We start from the raw sequence: 20,631 nt of genomic DNA on the forward strand, positions 1-20,631 counted from the left end.
ATTTAAACCACAGGAGTACAATAGAAAGCTTGTAGTAAGCGCTGAAGCGCTGACTACGAACCATTCTGTAAAATTCAGGCTATAGATAACCCAGGGATTTAAACCACAGGAGTACAATAGAAAGCTTGTAGTAAGCGCTGAAGCGCTGACTACGAACCATTCTGTAAAATTCAGGCTATAGATAACCCAGGGATTTAAACCACAGGAGTACAATAAAAAGCTTGTAGTAAGCGCTGAAGCGCTGACTACGAACCATTCTGTAAAATTCAGGCTATAGATAACCCAGGGATTTAAACCACAGGAGTACAATAGAAAGCTTGTAGTAAGCGCTTAAGCGCTGACTACGAACCATTCAAGGCTCTACATAACCCACCCATTTAAACCACTGAACCAAAGAACGAAATGCTGTCAATCTTTTAACTCCAGTAGCACCGGATTTCGCTAAACTATCCACCGCTATCAATGCTGCATATTGCAATCCCAAAAAGCTATCAACCGCAGCGTAGGGACCACCTAAAGTAATCGCACCGGCGGCATATATTTTACCTCTTTGATTCTGCATTCCTTTGATTTCAAAATCATTTTCTACAAAGATGCGCCCGTTGTAATTTAAGGGCAAATTGTAATGAGCGACTAAATCTTTTAGCAGAGGACTGGCTTCTACTTTGGCATCTAAACCCGTGCAATCAATAATAAAGTCGGCTTCGATATTTGTCAGCCCTTTAATTCCCATTTCGCGGATGCGGGTGATGGTGATATTTCTGGGATCTTTTTCGACTTTCTCGACTTCGCCAAAGCGAATTCTGTACCAACCTTGGGAAATTCCTTCTTGTACAATTCTGCGCCAATCTGTGCGGTCAGCAGTCGTTGTGCCGCCCCAATCTTGGATTAAAGCGCGGCGTTTGTTGGGTTCAGATTGCTCTAATAATTCTCGCAATTCTCCGCCCCAACAAGCTTTAGGCCAGTTAAAGGGTTGGAATTCGTAATGATTTTCTACTGTGCGTTGCGCTCGCTCGTATTTATTCCCTTCTGGTTTGGGCGATCGCATCAAATGCACAATCGTAATATTTCGGTTCAATTGCCGCGTTTCGTAGATGCGTTGCACAATTCGAGATGCCACGATTCCCCGCCCCCGAATTAACACCGTACCGCCATTTTTTTCTAAATATTGGTAAACGTGGTTATGGTCTTCATAAGCATTCACAACCGATTTAAAATCATTAGTTTTTTCGCGATATTCTTGCAGATCGGGCAAAAATTGAATCGCAGGATAACCGGGTGCGAGGTGTAAATAGCGAGCGATTAAATATCCATGTTCGCGATTTTTTCCGCTATATGCGATGCAATATCGCCCATCTTCTGTTTTCCTAATTGCGCGAATTCGTCCGTATTGAAAGATTTTATCCCAACCAATTCGCGCTGCTTCTCTGTCAATCGAATCAAATACATTTCCGGCGCGGGGTGTATAAGTTTCAGCAAAAGTTGGTTCGGCAAAAACTTGCCACAATTCTTTGATTGCATCGCCAAATCTTCCCTTACCGAAATCGTGGCAAGCTTCCCGCAAGGCATAACTAGGCCAACCCCAAATATTATCAGGACAAGAGTCAGAATTTGACCGCAATCTTTCCCGTAATGGTATTTGGGAATTGAGGCACAATTGTTGATAACGGGCATAAGGTTTTGGTTCTAAACCCATGGCAATAATTTGATGCGGTTTGACGCCGCAAATCCTCAATAAATCGACCCAAATATAACTGCCCAATCCCGCACCAACGGCAATGTATTCTGCTTCCTGTAACGATAGGTTTGTAGTGCGAAGCTCGTCTAATGATATTAGTTGTTTGCTAAATATCGATGGGGGAAAGTTTGGTGGCGGGGAGGGCGAAGCAACTGCGGGCGCTAATAATCCTGTATCCGGGTTAAAACCAATTACAGATAAAGGTTGTACTGGCGGTGTATTGCCTCCAATTACAGTCCCAGCTACAGTTATAACCGGGGAACTTGCTGCTAAGTTTACGGCGATATGATAAGGGCCAATTTGGATGATATCGCCGTTGGATAAAATAGTTTGTTTCTGACGTATGCCGTTGACTAAAGTACCCGTTGTACTGTTTTGATCGCTGACAACTAAATTACCGTTGACTCGGTTAATAAAAGCGTGATAGCGGGAAACTTGGAGACTATCTAAGAGGATTCGGGAGACGGGATTACCTTGAATTTCTACTGGCATTCTGGCAATTTCTCGTCCGAGGGCGATGGGAATTGCTAAGATTGATTCGTTTGTTTCTCCGGTTGTAGGATCTTCCCAACGCAGTCCAATTTGATCTAAAATTACTGGGGATGTTCCGGTAAAATTTATCCGGATTTGATATGAACCAATTTGTACTGTATCGCCGCTATTTAATACTGTCTGCGTTTGACGGACGCCGTTGACAAAAGTGCCGCTGCTGCTACGATCTATGATGACTAATTGACCTTTTTTATAGTCGAGTTCGGCGTGAAAGCGCGAGACGCGCTCGTCAGCTGATAAAATTATTTGGGCAACTCGACGCCCTTCTATTTGGGCAGGCATTCGCGCAGCTTCTCGTCCGATGGCGATGGGTGTTTCTAGGGTGAGTTGGCGAGGTTGTGCTGTGGTGGGGGGGTCGTTGTAAATTAATTGAATTTGCATGGAAGGGGGTAATGTTGGCAGTCATCGATTGTTTTAGCATAAGCTATTTTTTAATGAACCGCTCCAGGCGCAGAGGACGCAGAGTCAGAGATAAGAGAGAGTAGAGGTAGGTTGGGTTTCACTATTGTTCAACCCAACGTACACTTTTTAAGTAATGGGAAGAATATCGGGGTGTTATGGCGAGCGCGCAACTGCAACAATTCTTAATAAGTCTTGATTCTAAACCTGCTAGTGGAAGGGTGAGGTTTTGGTTTTGTCTGAGTTTGGGATTTTCTGTACTTTATGGATTTTTGGGATTAAGGGAAGGATTTGGTAGCGAATATGTGGTGCAAGATGATGCGCGACAGCATGTGTTTTGGATGCTGCGATTTTTAGATCCGGAGTTGTTTCCCAATGATTTAATTGCGGATTATTTTCAATCGGTTGCGCCAGGGGGATATAAGGCGGTTTATCAGTTAGCGGCGGGGTGGGGAATTAATCCGCTTTTGCTGAATAAATTGTTGCCAATGGTGTTGGGGATAGTTACGACTTGCTATTGTTTTGGGGTGTCGATGCAATTGTTGCCAATACCGGCGACGGGTTTTATGGCAACGTTGCTGTTAAATCAGGCGATTTGGATGAAAGATGATTTGGTTTCTGGGACGCCGAGAGCATTTTTGTATCCTTTTTTTATGGCGTTTTTGTATTATTTATTGCGGCGAAATTTGCTGGGGGTGGCGGTGGCGATCGCTCTCTTAGGTTCGTGCTATCCTCAATACACTTTCGTGGCGGTTGTTCTGTTAGTTTTGCGCGTTGTAAATTGGCATAATCGGTCAGATTTATTATTGTGTGCAACCGGATTGGGAGTAGCTTTTTTAGTGCTGTTACCTTATGGTTTTTCTTCTGACAAATTCGGACCTACTATAACTGCTGCGGCGGCGAGGCAATTACCGGATTTCTTACCAGGAGGACGAACTCAGTTTTTCCACGAAAATCCTTGGCATTTTTGGATTAATGGACGACGTAGCGGCTTTTTTCCCCGATACTTTTTTGCTCCGGCGACGCTTTGGTTGGGGGTGTTGCTGCCAATTTTTATGCGATTTTCGGATAAGTTTATTTTGGTTAAACAGGTGAAAAATGGGGTTTTATTATTGCAGATATTGCTGGGATCGGTGGTGATGTTTTTTGCTGCTCATGCTGCTATCTTTAAACTGCACGTTCCCAGTCGGTATACGGGATATAACCTGCGGATAATTATGTCTTTTGCGGGTGCGATTGCTTTAACTATCCTGATCGATAAAATTCTCACAAGTGCGAAAGAAGATCCTTTCTTTCTTCTGCCTTTATCCATCGTTCCCAAACTATGCATGGGAATGCTTTTGATTTTAATATTCTATCCTGCTTTTGTGCCTGACTTCCCCGAAACAAATTACCGAATCGGTAAAACGCCTGGGTTGTACGAGTATTTCCAAAAGCAACCGAAAGATATTCTGATCGCATCTTTGGCGGAAGAAGCGAACAACTTGCCGTCATTTTCCCAGCGTTCTATTTTAACGGGGAGAAAATATGCGGTTCCCTATCAAGTCGGTTATTATAACCAATTTCGCCAGCGGACAAGCGATTTGATTCGCGCTCAATATAGTCCAAAAATAACAGAAGTAAAAGATTTTATCAAAAAGTATGGGATAGATTTTTGGTTACTCGATCGCGCTGCTTTTACAACGGACTATGTAGCTAACGATGAATGGTTGGCACAATATCAACCTGCGACAAAAGCAGCAATAGAAAAATTAAAGCAGGGTGCTATCCCTGCTTTATCAAAAGTTACGAATCGCTGCCAAGTTTTCCAGGTGGAGAATTTGGTTGTTTTACAGGCAGAATGTATCGCCAAAACCAAACAGAACTTACGCAAATCACCTTTGTTTCTCTGAAAAATCGTCGCTGGAAAACTAGAAATCTACGAAGAAACCCGGTTTCTGGTCTTGTCGCGCGTAAGTCCTGTAGAATTAAACATCAAATACCTTGATCTGGAGCTAAGTTTACAGTCATTGCTGCTACCCGGACGCCTAAACGTTGCCAGTTAGGATTGTTAGAAGAAAACAAGCGATCGCCTGAAACTGCTTGATAATTATTCGGAAATCGGCGCGCCGCATCGGGTGCAGCATCTAATACCAAGGTTAAACCCCCTTGATAGCGCGCGAGTCGAGTTCCCTCAAACACAACAGTACCGCCGTAGTCCCACGCCAGTCCATATATTTGAAATTCACCTAAAATTCGGCGTAATTCTGCTAAAGAAGTACCGACGCCAATCCCTTCGCGGGTTTTCCAAGCTGTTCCCAAATTTCGCACATTTCCTACTTGAGTCCGCGCGGAATTACTCCAAACAACGGTGAAAGATCGCTCTCTTCCCAAGTTTACTTCGGTAGCAGCAAACTGACCTATTCCTTCAGCGCCGGAAATAGTTTTATCCCGCAAACGAGACTCGCCAAAAAGTCTTGTCAGATCGCGACGAGTGGTATTGCGCGTCACCGGACCAACCCGTTCTCCTGGAATAATTAAAGTATCCCTTAAATTGACTGATTGTGCGACGGTGGTTTGTGCAAAAGAATTTGCTGCGATCGCTACGGGGGATGCTGCGATCGGCAATAATGTTACGGTTGCGATGGCAAGCATTTTAATAGTTGTATTCATCAATAATCTATTCTGCCTATATGACATTTAATATCTACAACTTCAAATTACGCTTTTCCTGACAGTGACATAGAATTACGACCGAGTAATTCGCCACAAATCCCCATGTTCGTGAACGAGTTCTAGTTTGTAACGTTGTTGTTCAAGTCCCGATTTTAAGGTTTTTGCAGGGCGAAATAAAAACACGTCGCTGAACTTTCCTGGAATTTTAGGAACGTTGGGTTCTTTTACTAACATTAGTTTGACTTTTGGGTCAAGCAAATAACTGAGAGATGTGACTCTAATCGCATTACTTCCGATAACAAGCGGTTGCTTAGTCTGGTTAACAATCCGCGCGACTGGGGGATTGTAATAGCTGCTATATTTATTCCACCACGTTTCTGCTTGATAACTAATTCCACAGCATACAACTCCTCCCGAAATTATTATAACGGCAATTATCCGCCACAGTTTCTGTTGCCGAAGATGAGAAATTAAGTAAGCAACCGCTAATTGAATTCCTAAATAACAGGGAATTAAATACCGAGGAATACTCGAACGCTGTCCACCGTCAGTTAAATCTTTCAATAACAGAGGTAGAGTCGTTACAACCATCAAGATTAAGATAAACATCCAAGCTTGTTTTTCACTCGTTATAAACAAAAAATAAACAGCGTACAGGATGATAATTAAAATTGGTATAATGGCATATGTCAGCGGGTTGCTAAAGTTAATATGCAAGTTGTCGTAACCACTTCTGATATCGATAAAATTGTCGGAGTATCCAATAGCAGCATCAAAAAAAATAGCGCTAAAGTTAAGCAACCACCTGCTGACTAAAGTCGGTAGCGGAATTTCATTTTTCACCCAGTCGATATCATTAAAGTTAGTCACCATTAAGAAACACCAGGGGAAAAAAGCTATAAACGCTGATAATGATGATATAAAATAAGCGGTAAAAGTCTGACTAAATCTAATTTTTTTCACGATAATGACATAGATACCATGGGCGATCGCCACCAGCACCGTCAGTAAATTTGTATACAATCCCACCACTAAGGTAAGTGCGTAAAATGCCCAATTTATGCTTTTATTAAATCGAATCGCCCGCAACAGTGCGGCGCTAGATAATAAAATTGTTACCGTCCACAAACTGTAACCCCTTGCTTCTTGGGCGTAAAGCACGTGTAATGGGGAGATTGATAGGAGTGCGATCGCAATCCATCCCGTTAGCGGTAATTCAAATAATTCTCGACATAACCAATAAATTAACGGAAATGCCAGCAAGCTAATTGCGGCAGAAAAACTTCTCATCGCCGCTGGAGAATAACCAAAACCCTGCCCCCAAAGTCGCGCCAACATAAAATAAAGTGGCGGATGTTCGGGGTTTTCTACTGCTAAGGATCTAATAGTATCGATTAAACCTTTTTGCGCATCGGGCTGTTGATACTTCTGTAAATCTGCTATTCTAATAACCTGACTATCGCTAACTAAATCGGAAAAATCTTCTTTTGTATAACCTGACAAGCGTATTGATGTGACTGTTTCATCGTACCAGTAAACTTTTTTGTCGATGTTGGCAAATCGAAAAAAGATTCCTAACGCTATAACGACTGCCAAAAAATAGTTGAATTTTAAATATTGTTTAAACTTGAACATGACATTTCCCTCCATTCGTCAACTCTCATCTTTCTAAATACCCGGATTTCGGGGTTAATTTTGTCAAAGTTTGAATAAATGTACATTTGATCGATGTCTCTATACCCCAATTCTTCCTGGTTGAATAAATCCCATTTGGGATGGGATTTATAGGTAAACAGTAATTTATATCCTAGTTCCCCACGGTTTAATTTATCGAAAAATTCGTATTCGGGACGATTCGTTTCAAATCTGCGAATATCGTAACCACTTGTGCCAATAATATAATCGGGTTTTGTTTTTGCTAAAACTGCCAATGTGGGTTTTCTTGTAATTTCCGATTTGTAGTTTTCTAGGCGGGGTAAGTACTTGCGATCGCCTGCACCCAAAACAACTTCATTCTTGCTAATATTCTGTTCCATCCATTTTTCTACGTAATACCTCGAATCGTTTTCCATCAGTACATTTACTGAAAATGCATAAGCGAATGTATAAACAAATATCCCGGTCATTAAAACTGCTTTTGCTTTAAAAAATTGCTTCGCTGGATTTAGTAATTCAGCAATAAACTGTCCTCCAAATAACGCCAGGATTAAACAAGAAGGCAGTAGATATCTGACGTTATTGTAAAAAACAACGCTGATATAAAACAGGTAATAGGAAACAATCGGAATTAAAAGGCATAATAATAGATAGGATTTCTTTTTATTTAAAAAACCGCTAAATAATCCCAACATGCACAGGCAATATAAAGGCCATCCGAAAGCAAATCTGATATGTCGGAAACTTTGCACAAACATGCTGAAGTAACCGAATATATTTCTTTCAAATCGCGGGCGGATTTGGGCATCTCCTGCGGTGATTAAATTAACGTGTTTGATAAACCCTTGTAGATTAAAGACGATATTGTGGATGGTTAAAAAGATAGTAAATCCTAGAACGAACGCTAAAATTACCTTCTCATCCATTATCGCATCTTTGAGCCGTGCATTCTGATTGTTTTGCTTCAAATATAGGTAGTTTTGATAAATGATAAATATAGGTGTTAAAATATACAAACCATAAGCTTGGTCTTTCGTGCCAACTGCGATCGCTGCGGTAGCTGAGAATAACAAATAATCCGCTAATTTTTGATGTTTCAAAATCCGGATATAAAACAACATAGAAACCATTACCCAAAACAGGTAAGGCACTTCTAAATTCATCGTTTTGGCATAGTAAACAAAAGGACATAACGAAGCAGCGATTGATGCGGCGAAAACCGCTGCCCTTTCTTCATAAAGTTCGCGCCCGCATAAGTAGGTGACAAATACAAGTCCAGCACCCATAATGACGCTGGTAAATCTGCCAATATAAAAAAGAATCGTGTACGTGGGTAGACTGTTAACATCTACTAACTTCAAATTATGCAACAGCAAAATCGGCGAATATAAGATAGTTAAGACATAAAAATGAAACGGCGGATATTTAAAATGCCAGCCATTGGAAAAACCTTTTTCAATACCATCGATAACCCTCGAAGGGATGAGTTCATCCGCCGCCCAGGCGTTAAAACTTGGCAAACCCCATCCCATACTGTAACTATTAATAAAAACGCTGAAACACAAGATAATAATCATCGCTATTTTAAATTGATTTACCGATTTTAGATATGCTTTCAAAACCTTCACTCCTCTAATCTCACTAAATTATCTCTCTTCTCTGACTCTGCGTCCTCTGCGTCCTCTGCGGTTCAATCATTCAGTTATTTTGATTGGTTGACAACACATGACGCCTGCAAGACAGCAAAAGTTTCCGTATTGAACACAGAACACTTCTCCAAGAAGGTTGATAAAGCTGGTACAGTACCTTGTTTTATCTTTTCCACGATTGGTTGTTTGGCTTGAAATTCCTCCATCCAATTATTATTTTCTACATAGTATAACGTAAAAGCAGCTCGATCTAGTAACCAGAAATCTACCCCATAGGTTTGAATAAAACGCTGTACTTCTTTTAAATCGGGACTGTATTGAGCATTAATCATATCCAAGGTTCGCTGCTGAATTTGAGCATAATACTTTTTGTGATAGGGCAAAGCATATCCTTGTCCGCCGACTAAAATTGATCGGTGGGCGAAGCTGGGTATATTATTCGCTTCTTTGGCAATAGATGCAATGGTAATATCTTTGGGTTGCGACAGGAAGAACTTGTGCAGCGCTGGTACTTCAGCAACGACATAACTATCGGCGGCGAAGGAGTATTTCTGCAATTTTAAAATCGGCGGATATAAAAAGAGAGCAAAGGCGATGAGGAAAGATAAGAAGATTTTGGATTTTGGATTTGGGTAATTGACCAGGGTATCGAGTAATACTGTAATGGTAATGCTGCCTGCGATCGCAACTACAATCCTCAAGCTATGTTCGGTATATCGATTGGGCAAGTGCAATTTAAACAGCAGTGCGTGGGCAATAAAAAACCACGACACCGATGCTATCAACATTCGCGGCAAGATATCGATGCCACGAATCTGCTTTACTAAAGCGAATCGCTGGGGATTTCGCAGCAGTATAGGCAACGCCAACGCTGCCCATAATTGGGGCGGCATTAACAGGAAAGAATAATTAAATGCCAATCCACACCACTCGGTGGGTAACATACCGCTGCGCTTACCGCATAACCAAAATTTAACCGGATCTTTGTCAAAAAAGTTCGACCATCCGTCGGGTAGAAAAGCGGGTAAGGTTTTCGCTTCAGCAACGCTGATAATTGCGCCAAATTCTGAAGGTTTGAAAGCGTAGGGGAGCAAAATTAAAATGGCAACTGCTAAGGTAATAGCGTAGAAGGCGAGTGAAGAAGAGGCGGAGATGGGGAGACGCAAAGACGCGGGGAAAGTTTCTATTTCAGCGCCTTTACGGCTATGCCAGAATACCTGTAATATCAGAACGCTAGAGCAGATGAAGACGCATTGAGGATAAAAAAGTCCGATTAGTGCAATCGCAATCGCCACTCCCAACAAATTACGCTTGAGCAAATAATGCAAAAATGCCAGCAACAGCGGATAGACAAAAGCAACGGGAGTCGCAGCAACAATATCATCGCGCATCCACAGCGTTTGATTTAGCAACAACGCACCGATAAAACCGCTGATGGGTATGGGTAATAATTCCACGCAGATGCCAAAACAATAACAGGTTGCGATCGCTCCCAAAACAGGCGGTAATAATTTATGCAGCAAAAGCGGTTCAATTCCCACAATCGCCATCAACCGATAGACCCAAGTGTATCCCGCAGGCGCAACCGATTGAAAATAATCTGCCATCAAATCGTTGGGAAACAGCTGGGAGTCAACAAACCGCTGCATCCAGAATACATGCTGTCTGGCATCATCCTGCACCACGAATTCGCCGCTAAAAGCTTCCCGCAGCGCCTGGATGCTATAAACGACTGCCAAACTTAGACTTAAAATAAACCAGAATCCTACAGATGAACTCGCTACTCGACTCGCGGAGTTGGTCAAAAATTTATGCAGTCGCGACATCAACATTGGCACAAACGGTATTTTTAGATCCAGATTCAGATTAAAAGTACCAAATAACAACACTATATGGCAGCACGAAGAAACCCGGTTTCTGCATTTAGGTTTTTCGCTCCGTCCTGTACTATATGGGAGTGGTGCGATTAGAAGGAGTGCAAATCGTGCGCGAAATCAACCGACTGGGGGAAACAACCTCCCACTTTGGACGTACAGAGACACAAAATAGCAACGGCGTTTCTACAAAAACTGCCTATCCGCCTTTTTCCCTCATCCTTCCCGTATATAACGAAGAGGAAGCGGTTGCAGAAACCATCGCCCATTTGCACGCCACCTTTGACGCCGCCGGATGCAAATACGAGATTTTAGTTATCAATGATGGTTCTACCGACAGAACCGGCGATATCCTGCGTTCTTGTCAGGATATCAGATTAATCGAACACGGGCGCAACTGGGGATATGGCGCCGCACTTAAAACCGGAATTCGCAACGCCAAATATCCTTTAATTGCAATTACCGACGCCGATGGAACTTATCCCAACGAACGAATTCCCGAATTAGTCGCCCTCGCCACCGAAGCTGATATGGTAGTCGGTGCGAGGACAGGCGCAAACGTTCAATATTCCCCGATTCGCAAAATTCCCAAATGGTTTCTCGTCCATTTTGCCCAATGGGTAGTCAGGCGGAAAATTCCAGATTTAAACAGCGGGATGCGCGTCTTTCGCAAAAGTATCGCCGAAAGATTTTTAAACATTTTGCCCGATACCTTTAGCTTCACGACCACGATTACCTTGGCAATGCTAACCAATCATTACGTCGTCCATTACGAACCAATAGACTATCGCAATCGCGTCGGAAAAAGCAAGATTAAACCCATCCGCGATACCTTAGGTTTCGTTCAAATTATTTTGCGAATCGGAGTTTACTTCGCCCCCCTGCGCGTCTTCTTACCAGTCGCCACCGCGTTTTTTATCGGTTTTTTAATTACCCTGTCTCAAGACATCTTCATTCGCCACGACTTAACCGAAAAAACCCTAATTCTCTTCGTCGCCGCCACCCAGCTTGGTATGTTCGCCCTCCTAGCTGACATGATTGATAAGCGCAGTAATCGGTTATAACTTTTTTGGTAATTGCTAATTGCTAATTGCTAATTGCTAATTGCTAATTGCTAACTGATCCCCCCCAACCCCCCCTTGCCAAGGGGGATCCCCCCCAGCCCCCCTTATGCCCCCCAAGGCATTGGGGGTTGGGGGGATCGAGATCTAGCGATCCCCCCAACCCCCCAGGGCTACTTCATTGTGACGGTATAAAATTTACTCTAGTCCTCAATAGTGGATATTTTATTGGAGTATAGGCGAGCCTACTTCTTCCATAGCAAATAGTTTTAATTGTTCGGGGAACGCCTGCCGCTTTTTTTACTTCTTCTAGCCAGAACCTTCTTTTTCCTCCGGGCGTTCTGATTGCTTTGAGCCCCCCTTCGTTTGCCCACCTTTGTTAGCTGTAAACCTGCACTCCAAGTATTCTTGCCGCTTCTTTCGGCGTGACATGGTTCATCCAAACCTGCTTTATTCAACTAATGTCAACTTAGTCTATTTAAGCAGGTTTGCGTTATTTAAGCAAATATTCTTTACCTATTGGATCGTCTTTATCCCTTTCCTGCTTCCCGCGTGCAAACCTGACATGCTCACAATTATATAAATTTTATTACAAAAAATAATTTTATATTAAATAATATAAAAAAAATATATAATTGCATGTGATGGGAAAAAATAAGAACAGAAAAATAGGTCAAGGGAGGATTTAAATTTGTCAGGTCTGATGCTAATGGGAAAAAGCTATTCCAGATCTGGGTTTTTATGAACGGGACTTACGCACCCGGAGCCAAAAAAAAAGGTGATGCGTCAATCTCGCTGGTCGAAACCCACGAGTTTTCGTATAACCTTAGTTTTTTTGCGTAATTCCTAATGAATTCAGACGCCAGTTAGAGTACAAGTGCTAGTTGTACGGCGCGGAATTAGTGATACTGAATCAGTGGTTTCCGCTCAGCAAAACTTGCTCTAATTGCGGAACTAAAAAAGAAACACTCTTACTCTTCAAGAAGAGTGTTCAAGTGCCTTCGAGTCAGCAGAAAGTTGTCAAAGATGTCCACTTATGGGCAACTTTGGGTAGGTAGTATATCAGGGTAAACGCAATGGCAACAATTAACATTTCCGAAAAACTAATCAAGAGCTACAGCGATCGCACGTATCGCTACACAGCAATGATTAGCCATAATGGCACCGTGGTATCATTCGCCATGGACAATCAACGGCGGATATTTTATGCCGTTCTGGACTTGAATGATACCCAGGGCAACAAAGGAGAGTATGATGTCGCCTATTGGCCAGAAAACCCCGAAGAACTAAGGTTTCCCAATGAGATTGAGCAGGTGGGCTATAGCATCGTAGGTGCGACGCCCATGCCAGTGGTGAAGGTCGGGACGCGCCTGGAAGTAGCAGATCCCAGTAGCTTGCAGCCCGATGAAATTGATCGCTTTCTTTCTAGCACCGCCCGTTTAACTGCTGATGCTCCCTTCCAGGTATTTTCCGATAATCAGCACATTTTTATCTTCCGACAAGCGATCGCCAAAACTCATGCCGACGCCGTGTATAAGCTGACAAACGGCAAAACATCAGGGGATACAACCCGCACCGACCTGCAAAAAAGCAATAACAACAACATTGCGGTAGTAGATAGTACGCTATTGTGCGATCGCTTTGTACTGGCAGGCAAAGTTTTACAGCCGAACCGAGAAGTCCGCTATCAACGCAGTCGCCACAAAACCCGCCCCGCTGGTCAAACCGATAGCTTAGGGGCAAACGACATGGAAGGGAATCCCTTCTTTGAGCCAACCCAAGAACTAGCATTTATTCGCAACCTCACCAATGGTGGCTTTACGGTATTGCAACTGCCCACCCAAGTGCAGGGCATCAAACGCTGGCAGTTTTTTGCCCAAAATAGCGTCACCCAGCGCATCGACGCCTTTAACTTAGAAGTAGCTACAGACGGACTATTTAATCCCCAAGGTACTCAACTCTACACCAGCCCCGATCCCCGATATCGGGATGCCGTACTGGAACGAGAACCAGGAACCGATCCCTTCACTGGTGCGAGTTTGATTCCCATAAGCCAAGCCACCGAACACGCCGAAACCGCCCTAGATTTTGATGGGACGAGTAACTACGTTGATGTGGTTCTCAACCCCGCCTGGACACCCACAGCCTTCACAATAGAGATGTGGGTACGCGCCGCACAGCAGAATTTGGCTTCTGGGACAGGCATTTTGGGTTCCAGTAATAGTGCCACAACAGCTAACTCATTTGAGATTGTCAGCGATGGAGCAGGTAACTGGCAGTTCAAGTATGGGACAGTATCCTTAACCATCGGTGCGATCTCCGTAAACTGGCAACATCTGGTGATTACCTACGATGGCACCACCCTCAAAAGCTTCGTCGATGGTACACCAGTCCTGTCTCAAACCCAAACACTTACCTGTCAATTTACCTATTTCCGGCTGGGGGCAAATCGTCAGGGAGACAAGAAATTTACTGGGAAAATCGATGAAGTACGGGTGTGGGGCTATGCCCGGAGTGGGTATGAAATCAACAGCGATCGCTTCCGGCGTTTAATTGGTAATGAACCAGGGCTAATCGGCTACTGGCGCTTTGATGAAGGGGCAGGTACTAAGGCTTTCGATCAAACCGACAGAGGTAACTTTGGCACGATCAACGGTACCCCTCAGTGGGTAGCTTCCGATGCCCCGATTGGTGATCATCCAGGAATGCGCCGCAGCAGTTTCTCATTCACAGGTCGGACAGTTGTCGATTCCTTGTCAGCTAAACTGTACTATCAGCAGGAAGAAGTAGCAACTGGGTACGACGGCAACAGCAAACCCATGAAGAAAAACGCCCGGGTGATGGTAGCAACAGCCACAAATGCTACCAGTGGCGGAGATTCGGCGGTAGCAATTGTCGATTTTGCTGTTTCTGGGGAAGGACGGTTAGCCAGAACACCTGACGCGATTAATCTGCCCGTGCTGGAACAACCTCAAGCTAGCAGTGATACAGCCGCAATTTCCACTTTAGAAGGGGAGATTCGTACCCTCACCGATGAGATCACCCAGCTCAACCAGGAAATAGCCACGTTGCAGATTGATCTGGCGCGTATTCCTGCTGAGACTAGTACCAAACAAAGGTTAGAGAGCGAGATTGCAGCTCTGCGACAACAGTGGCGTTTGTTCTATTTCGCTCCTGATTTGCAGGCTCTAATTGCTACTGAGATCAGCCAAAAGCAAACACTGCTTAACGCTCAGATCACATTAGTGAACAGTCTAATTGACAAGCAAACGCTTCTCTCTAGTAAACTATCTCTTCTCTTACAGAAGCAGAATACTCTAACCACTAAACAAATCCAGTTGAGCGTGTTAACTGGGGGCGAAAAACAGGAAATTCGCTTACCGATGGGTTTTGTCCATTTAGATGCCTCTGGCTTAAGGGTAAACGGCAGCTTAATCAAGTTTGCTTGTACAGCCCAAACGCCAAGCATCTTAGATGGGGCGACGGGAGAATTAGCCCTATACTACCGCAATTTGTCTGGGCAATTTATGGCAGCCTATTTCCAGACTCTAGTGGCACGAACCCGTTTACTGTTCCTTGAAAGTGGCATCTCCTTATTGACTCGTTCGGCAGGGAACAACAACATCACGGCGACGATTAGCAATGGTCTCACTAATAATACTTGTAATCTAGTGATTACCAATTCCAATCGCAGTATCACTGAAACTTGGAATGAATTACCCCGTGATCCGCAACTGTTTGCTGATATCCTCAATGGTCAAAAACAGCGACCACAAACAGTAACTGCTACAGTCAGTCCTTCAAGTTATAGCGTCAAGGAGCGATCGCTGCAAGTAGTCGCCTTGAGCGAAGGGCAAGCAACATACCAAGAGCAAACAGTCAATCAGTCAGCTTTGAACTTTGATGGGCAAAATGACTACATTGAGCTTCCTCCAGAAATGACCAACCTGATTAATCAGCAAATCACAATTGAGTTCTGGGCAAAGGGTGGTGCAGGGCTGCCTAAAACTACTTCCATTTTTGAGGCCAACAATGCAGCAGGAGAGCGAGTATTAAACCTTCACTTGCCTTGGTCAAATAATATGGTTATATGGGATGTAGGAGGTGTTGGTGGTTACGATCGCCTAGAAAAATCAGTTCAAGATGCTGATTACAAAAATGTTTGGGTACACTGGGCGTTTGTGAAAAACGCCACCGACGGCACCATGGCGATTTACCGCAATGGTATTCTTGCCGCCTCTGGAACTGGAAAAACTCGCATGATTGGGGATTTTACCACGATCAGTCTGGGTTGCTTATCGAGCAATCAAAGCTATTGGAACGGTGCGATCGATGAATTTCGTATTTGGAGTTCTGCACGCTCAATAGCCGAAATTCAGGCGCAGATGAATCAGCGTTTAAGCGGTACAGAAACAGGTTTGGTGGCTTGCTACAGCTTTGAAAATGGTCAAGCCCGCGATCGCAGCACCAATGCCTACCACGGAACAGTTTACGGCAACCCAACTTGCACCGACAAACCTGATGCCTTACCCACACTCACTGTCACCACAATTTTGAACGGGGTAGCCAACGGAGTAGCAACAGTAACTCCTGGACGGGACAGCTCCTGGATTGCTAACACACCTGGACGTTCCTACTACTTCAGCAACACCAGCGATTTGCTCTCCTTACCCAGCGCCAAACTTGCCCAAACAGCGATGAACTCGGATCTCACCGTAGAAGCTTGGGTGAATCCTAGTCCCACCAACACCGGAACATCTCGGTTAATCCACCACTGCTCTGACAATGCCGCCTATACTCTCGCCTTGCAAAAAGCTACACAAGACTCCTCTCTAGTCTGCAACGGAACTAGCGATTATGTTCAAGTTCCCTATAGCTCAGCACTCAATCCCAGTCAATTTACTGTATCTTGCTGGGTCAAAGTTACAGGGGGACAAAATACTTATCGCAGTCCTGTTTGCTCCCGCTGTGACGAACCAAAAAAAGGATACATATTCTACGCTGGTTCAGATAACAAGTGGCAATTTTGGTTAGGAAACCAATCTACAGACTGGCAGATTCTTCTAGGCTCAGACGTACAACTCAATACCTGGACGCATTTGGCAGGCACTTACGATGGTCAGAATATGCTTTTCTACGTCAATGGTCAATTGGCTGCTAGTAAGACTACCACCTTTGTGACTAACTCAAGTTATCCACTGAGGATAGGTGCTGGCAAGACAGAAACCACTCCCGACTATTATTTCTCAGGACAAATAGACGAGGTAGCAATTTGGAGACGCGCTCGTTCTCAGGCAGAAATCCAGGCTGACATGAATCGTCCCCTCCAGGGTAATGAAACTGATTTAGTGGCTTGCTACAGTTTCCTCAATCGTGTAGCCAAAGATCGCGGACCAAATGGGTATAATGGCACAATCTCCGGTAGCCCAACAGTTGCTGCAGCTCCAGACCAACTTGCAACTTACACGCTGACGCTGATCGCTGGAGTCAGCCAAGGAAAGACTGGAAACCACCAAGGACAACGCTTCCTCAAGAGTAAAGAAACCCTCTCCCCCAAGCAGTGGCATCATATCGCCATGAGGTTCCGCCAGTCTTACGGACTCAGCTTTAACGGTCAAAGCTACCTCGACTGCGGTAACAATGAAATGCTTGATATTGGTGAAGATCTCACCATCGAAGCCTTTATCCAAATCCAAAGCCTAGGTAGTATCCAGGGTATTATCGGTAAAGGATATCTCGATCAACCAGACAAGAGCGTCCCTTACCAACTCAAAGTAGCCAGTGATGGCAAGTTAGAATTCACCTTTGAAGATGCCGACGGTAACGACCAAACCTATCGCTCGACCCAATCCCTAGCGGCTGGCACATTCTATCGCGTTGCCGTCACCCGCAAAAAAGGCACCACTCAAAACCAAGAGCAAGGCGACCAGACGATACAATTCACTAATGCTGACGGAACCACCACCAATAAGACTATCAAGGCGATTAAATCTGTTACTGTCCAAGAATGGTTCGACATCACCTTCTATATCAATGGTATCAAACAGGGAGTATCCAACTACACTGGCAAAGCACCCCTCGGTAACGATCAACCCTTAGAAATCGGTCGTTGTCAAGCCTCCCCCCGTCTGCGCCACCATTTCCGGGGCATCATCTCCGAAGTGCGTCTTTGGAACACAGCCCGTGGTGAGAAAGACATCGGCAAAAAAATCCAAGGCGGTGAGTCTGGCTTAGTAAGTTGGTGGCAGTTTGAAGAGAAACAAGGTAACGTTGCCACCGATAGCAAGAGTAGCAACCATGGCAAAATTAAAGGTGCCACTTGGGTAAAAGATCCAGACCCCCAAGGTAGTCCCTTTAGTCTTTTGTTGAATGGTTTGCCCCTAGCAACAGACGTACTAACATCAGGAACTCCTAATTGGGGCGATGCCCAGTTCAGCATGGCGGGCTATAAACTCAATGCCACATCCTCAGAACGTTTCCAAGGGATCCTCGAAGAAGTTCGCATCTGGCGCACCCTTCGCACCGATGAGCAAATTGCTGACAACCTGTTTACCCGCCTCAAAGGGGAAAAACAAGACCTGTTAGCCTACTACACCTTCGACGACGACTCCAGCACCACCAGCGCCACCCAGCTCAACGATAATGGTTTGCGGGGAAATCATCTATCTCTGCCCAGTGGTACTAGCAAACCGAGCATCTTCCTTTCCACTGCACCCATTAGCAACGATACCGCAGCCGTCCGCTCTGCCCTAGCTAGTGTCACCACTTCTTTCCACGAACAAATTGACCGCACTCCGGCTGTTGTGGAATATGCTGATTTGCAACGGGACAATCAGGGCAACATGGGTGGTGTACTGAAGCGCTGCTACAGCTACTTGCAAAACAATCAGTGGTGCTTAGTCACAGGTTACAAAGTTGGCAATCTGGTGACCGAATGGATTGGTCAAGCTCAGTTCGCGCCCCAAGTTATTGGTTATATTGAGGGTGCGCCTCCAGTTCCCAGCGAAAACCTGACTGAGAGGGCTGTAGATGACTTATCTGACTTCTCTCAAGTCTCTAAAATCGAATTCGTCGAGAGTGAAACCGTCACCTATACGCTTTCAGCTTCAAAAGACAGAAGTATGGCTCTTGGCTTTAAGGGCGCAGGTTCTTACAGTGGAGGTTCTGAGGATTTGCTGATTACAGCTCCCTTGGGTATCGGTACGGCTAAGAAATTAGATGATGTTAATTTTAAGGTTGGAGTGGAAGGCAACTTTAACACTTCCAATAGCTGGTCTCAGGAAGAAAGTTTAGGCACCAGTATTAACCGCACCCGCAGTATGTCTGTGGCTATGGGCGGCTCTTGGGAAGGGGCAGCACCAGGACAGCAGCTTAATCCTGCAATTGGGCGGCGTGTGAAACCAGCGAATACGGGCTTTGCCCTAGTCCAGTCCCAGACAGCAGATATCTTTGCCCTGCGCCTCGCCCACAACAACGCTTTAGTCTCATTCCGGATGGTACCCAATCCTGATATTCCTATCGATTGGAATATCATCCCCTTCCCAATTAACCGTCAATATACCAAACAGGGTACTTTGGATGGTCGCATTGGCTATAAGGAAGACGGTTCTGTTTGTCTAGATCCCGATTATGCCAATGCCCGCCAATATGGGGAATACAGTTACTACAAACCCAAGGAAGCTTACGCGATTGAACGACGTATCCAACGGGAAGAGCAACGCCTGATCAACTATTACCAAAGCTCGGATACAGAGGTTGCCAATACGGGACAGATCATCGGTGCCGCCGCTGGTGCCGCCGCCGGACTTCTCGCCGGTCCCCTGGGTGTGGCTATTGGTGCTGGAGTTGGTTCCATCGTTGGTGGGTTTGGTGAAGCCGTATCTAAAGGTGTTTCCCTGGAATTGCCGCAAAAATTTGCTAAACGAAACCTGGTGAATACCTATGTCTGGACAGCCGATGGTGGCTTCTTTGCCGAAACTACCCAAACTACTGATGTCAAGACTGAAGTCACCGCTGGTTCCTTCAGTTTCAGTGGTGCAGTGGGTGGTAGTTTCAGCACTGATGTGGAAATTTTTAGTATTGGTTTCTCCCTAGAATTTGAAGCCTCAATTGGTGGTGGTTTCAGTCTTACTAAAACCAAAGCCAAGGATGCAGAAAAATCCTTCAGTCTGGCGGTTAATCTCAGTGTTCCCCGTAACTTACAAAAGACTGCTCCCAATCCAGATAACGAGTGGCAACCTGTATTTGATCTGAATGGTAATGCTGTTACCGCACCGGGTAAAGTCGATGCTTATCGCTTTAAGACATTCTACCTGGATAGTTCCGATCGCAACTTTGAGGATCTTTTCGGCAAAGTCGTTGATCCGATTTGGCTAGCACAGAGCAAGCATCCCAATGCGGCGGCTTTACGTCAAGCCAATCAGTCGGACAAAAAGCCCCCCTGCTGGCGGGTGTTCCATCGGGTGACATTCATCAGCCGAATTCTGCCTGAATTCCCCGATAATACAGCACCAACCCTGGAAAGTGCCTTGAAAGCTGAGAATATCGATAGCAACTGGGAACTGATTCAGAAGCTCGATCCCTTTGTTCGCAATCAAACTCACGATGCTACAACCTTCAGCGATGCCGTCCGTGATGCGCTGAGGACTTACCTGCCAGAGTTAATGCCTCACAGTCAAGAGATCATTACCTATCTCGCCTTGTACTACGGCATTGAAGTCTAATTGAACTCTTCGCGGCAGTCCCCACCTGCTTAAAATGTGGGGAAGGTGTGCTGTCAAAAAAGAGGGTTCGACGCCCTCTTTTTTGACCATTTCTGATCCAGAGAGCGAACAAACTCCCTAAACACCTCATATCATGTCCGTTTGATTACCCATAGTTAGGACTGATATCAAATCCGGTTGCATCGGAATGATTAGCTTTCTTGGTAATTGCTAATTGCTAATTGCTAATTGCAAGAAAAGCCCCTACAGGTCGTAATTCCGATGCAACGGTCAACGATATGACGCTAAGGACGCTAAGGACGCTAAGGACCCGCAGAGTATTAA

At 44.7% G+C, this 20,631-nt stretch carries 8 protein-coding genes; 3 read left to right on the top strand and 5 right to left on the bottom strand.

The annotated features are described in order from the left end of the window. Nucleotides 1-352 precede the first annotated feature (352 nt). Nucleotides 353-2,671, bottom strand: a complete 2,319-nt coding sequence (locus ACE1CM_RS28735) for an FHA domain-containing protein (RefSeq protein ID WP_374882275.1) — start codon at nucleotides 2,669-2,671, stop codon at nucleotides 353-355. 176 nt (nucleotides 2,672-2,847) lie between these two features. On the opposite strand from ACE1CM_RS28735, the gene ACE1CM_RS28740 reads away from it, so the two are divergent. Continuing rightward, a complete protein-coding gene (locus ACE1CM_RS28740) occupies nucleotides 2,848-4,581 on the top strand; it encodes a hypothetical protein (RefSeq protein WP_374882276.1) in 1,734 nt (577 codons plus the stop codon). A gap of 82 nt (nucleotides 4,582-4,663) precedes the next feature. Here the strand turns inward: ACE1CM_RS28740 and ACE1CM_RS28745 are convergent, their stop codons facing one another. From ACE1CM_RS28745 to ACE1CM_RS28760, 4 genes are all read right to left on the bottom strand, one after another. Beyond that, nucleotides 4,664-5,341 carry a hypothetical protein gene (locus ACE1CM_RS28745; protein ID WP_374882277.1) on the bottom strand — a complete coding sequence of 226 codons (678 nt, stop codon included), beginning with the start codon at nucleotides 5,339-5,341 and terminating at the stop codon, nucleotides 4,664-4,666. 75 nt (nucleotides 5,342-5,416) lie between these two features. Next, nucleotides 5,417-6,979 carry a glycosyltransferase family 39 protein gene (locus tag ACE1CM_RS28750; RefSeq protein ID WP_374882278.1) on the bottom strand — a complete coding sequence of 521 codons (1,563 nt, stop codon included), beginning with the start codon at nucleotides 6,977-6,979 and terminating at the stop codon, nucleotides 5,417-5,419. Next, entirely contained in the window at nucleotides 6,955-8,619 is a 1,665-nt protein-coding gene (locus ACE1CM_RS28755) for an ArnT family glycosyltransferase (RefSeq protein WP_374882279.1), read from the bottom strand. Before ACE1CM_RS28755 ends, ACE1CM_RS28750 begins: the two co-directional genes overlap by 25 nt. 83 nt (nucleotides 8,620-8,702) lie before the next feature. Next, a complete protein-coding gene (locus tag ACE1CM_RS28760; RefSeq protein WP_374882280.1) occupies nucleotides 8,703-10,454 on the bottom strand; it encodes a hypothetical protein in 1,752 nt (583 codons plus the stop codon). A gap of 179 nt (nucleotides 10,455-10,633) precedes the next feature. Here ACE1CM_RS28760 and ACE1CM_RS28765 point away from each other — a divergent pair, with 179 nt between their 5' ends. Beyond that, a complete protein-coding gene (locus tag ACE1CM_RS28765) occupies nucleotides 10,634-11,587 on the top strand; it encodes a glycosyltransferase family 2 protein (protein WP_374882281.1) in 954 nt (317 codons plus the stop codon). A 1,073-nt stretch (nucleotides 11,588-12,660) separates the two neighbouring features. Continuing rightward, on the top strand, nucleotides 12,661-20,307 hold the full coding sequence (locus ACE1CM_RS28770; RefSeq protein ID WP_374882282.1) for a LamG-like jellyroll fold domain-containing protein: 7,647 nt from the start codon (nucleotides 12,661-12,663) through the stop codon (nucleotides 20,305-20,307). The last annotated feature ends 324 nt before the right edge of the window (nucleotides 20,308-20,631 follow it).

It is taken from the genome of Microseira sp. BLCC-F43 (assembly GCF_041929235.1).
GTDB lineage: Bacteria > Cyanobacteriota > Cyanobacteriia > Cyanobacteriales > Aerosakkonemataceae > Microseira.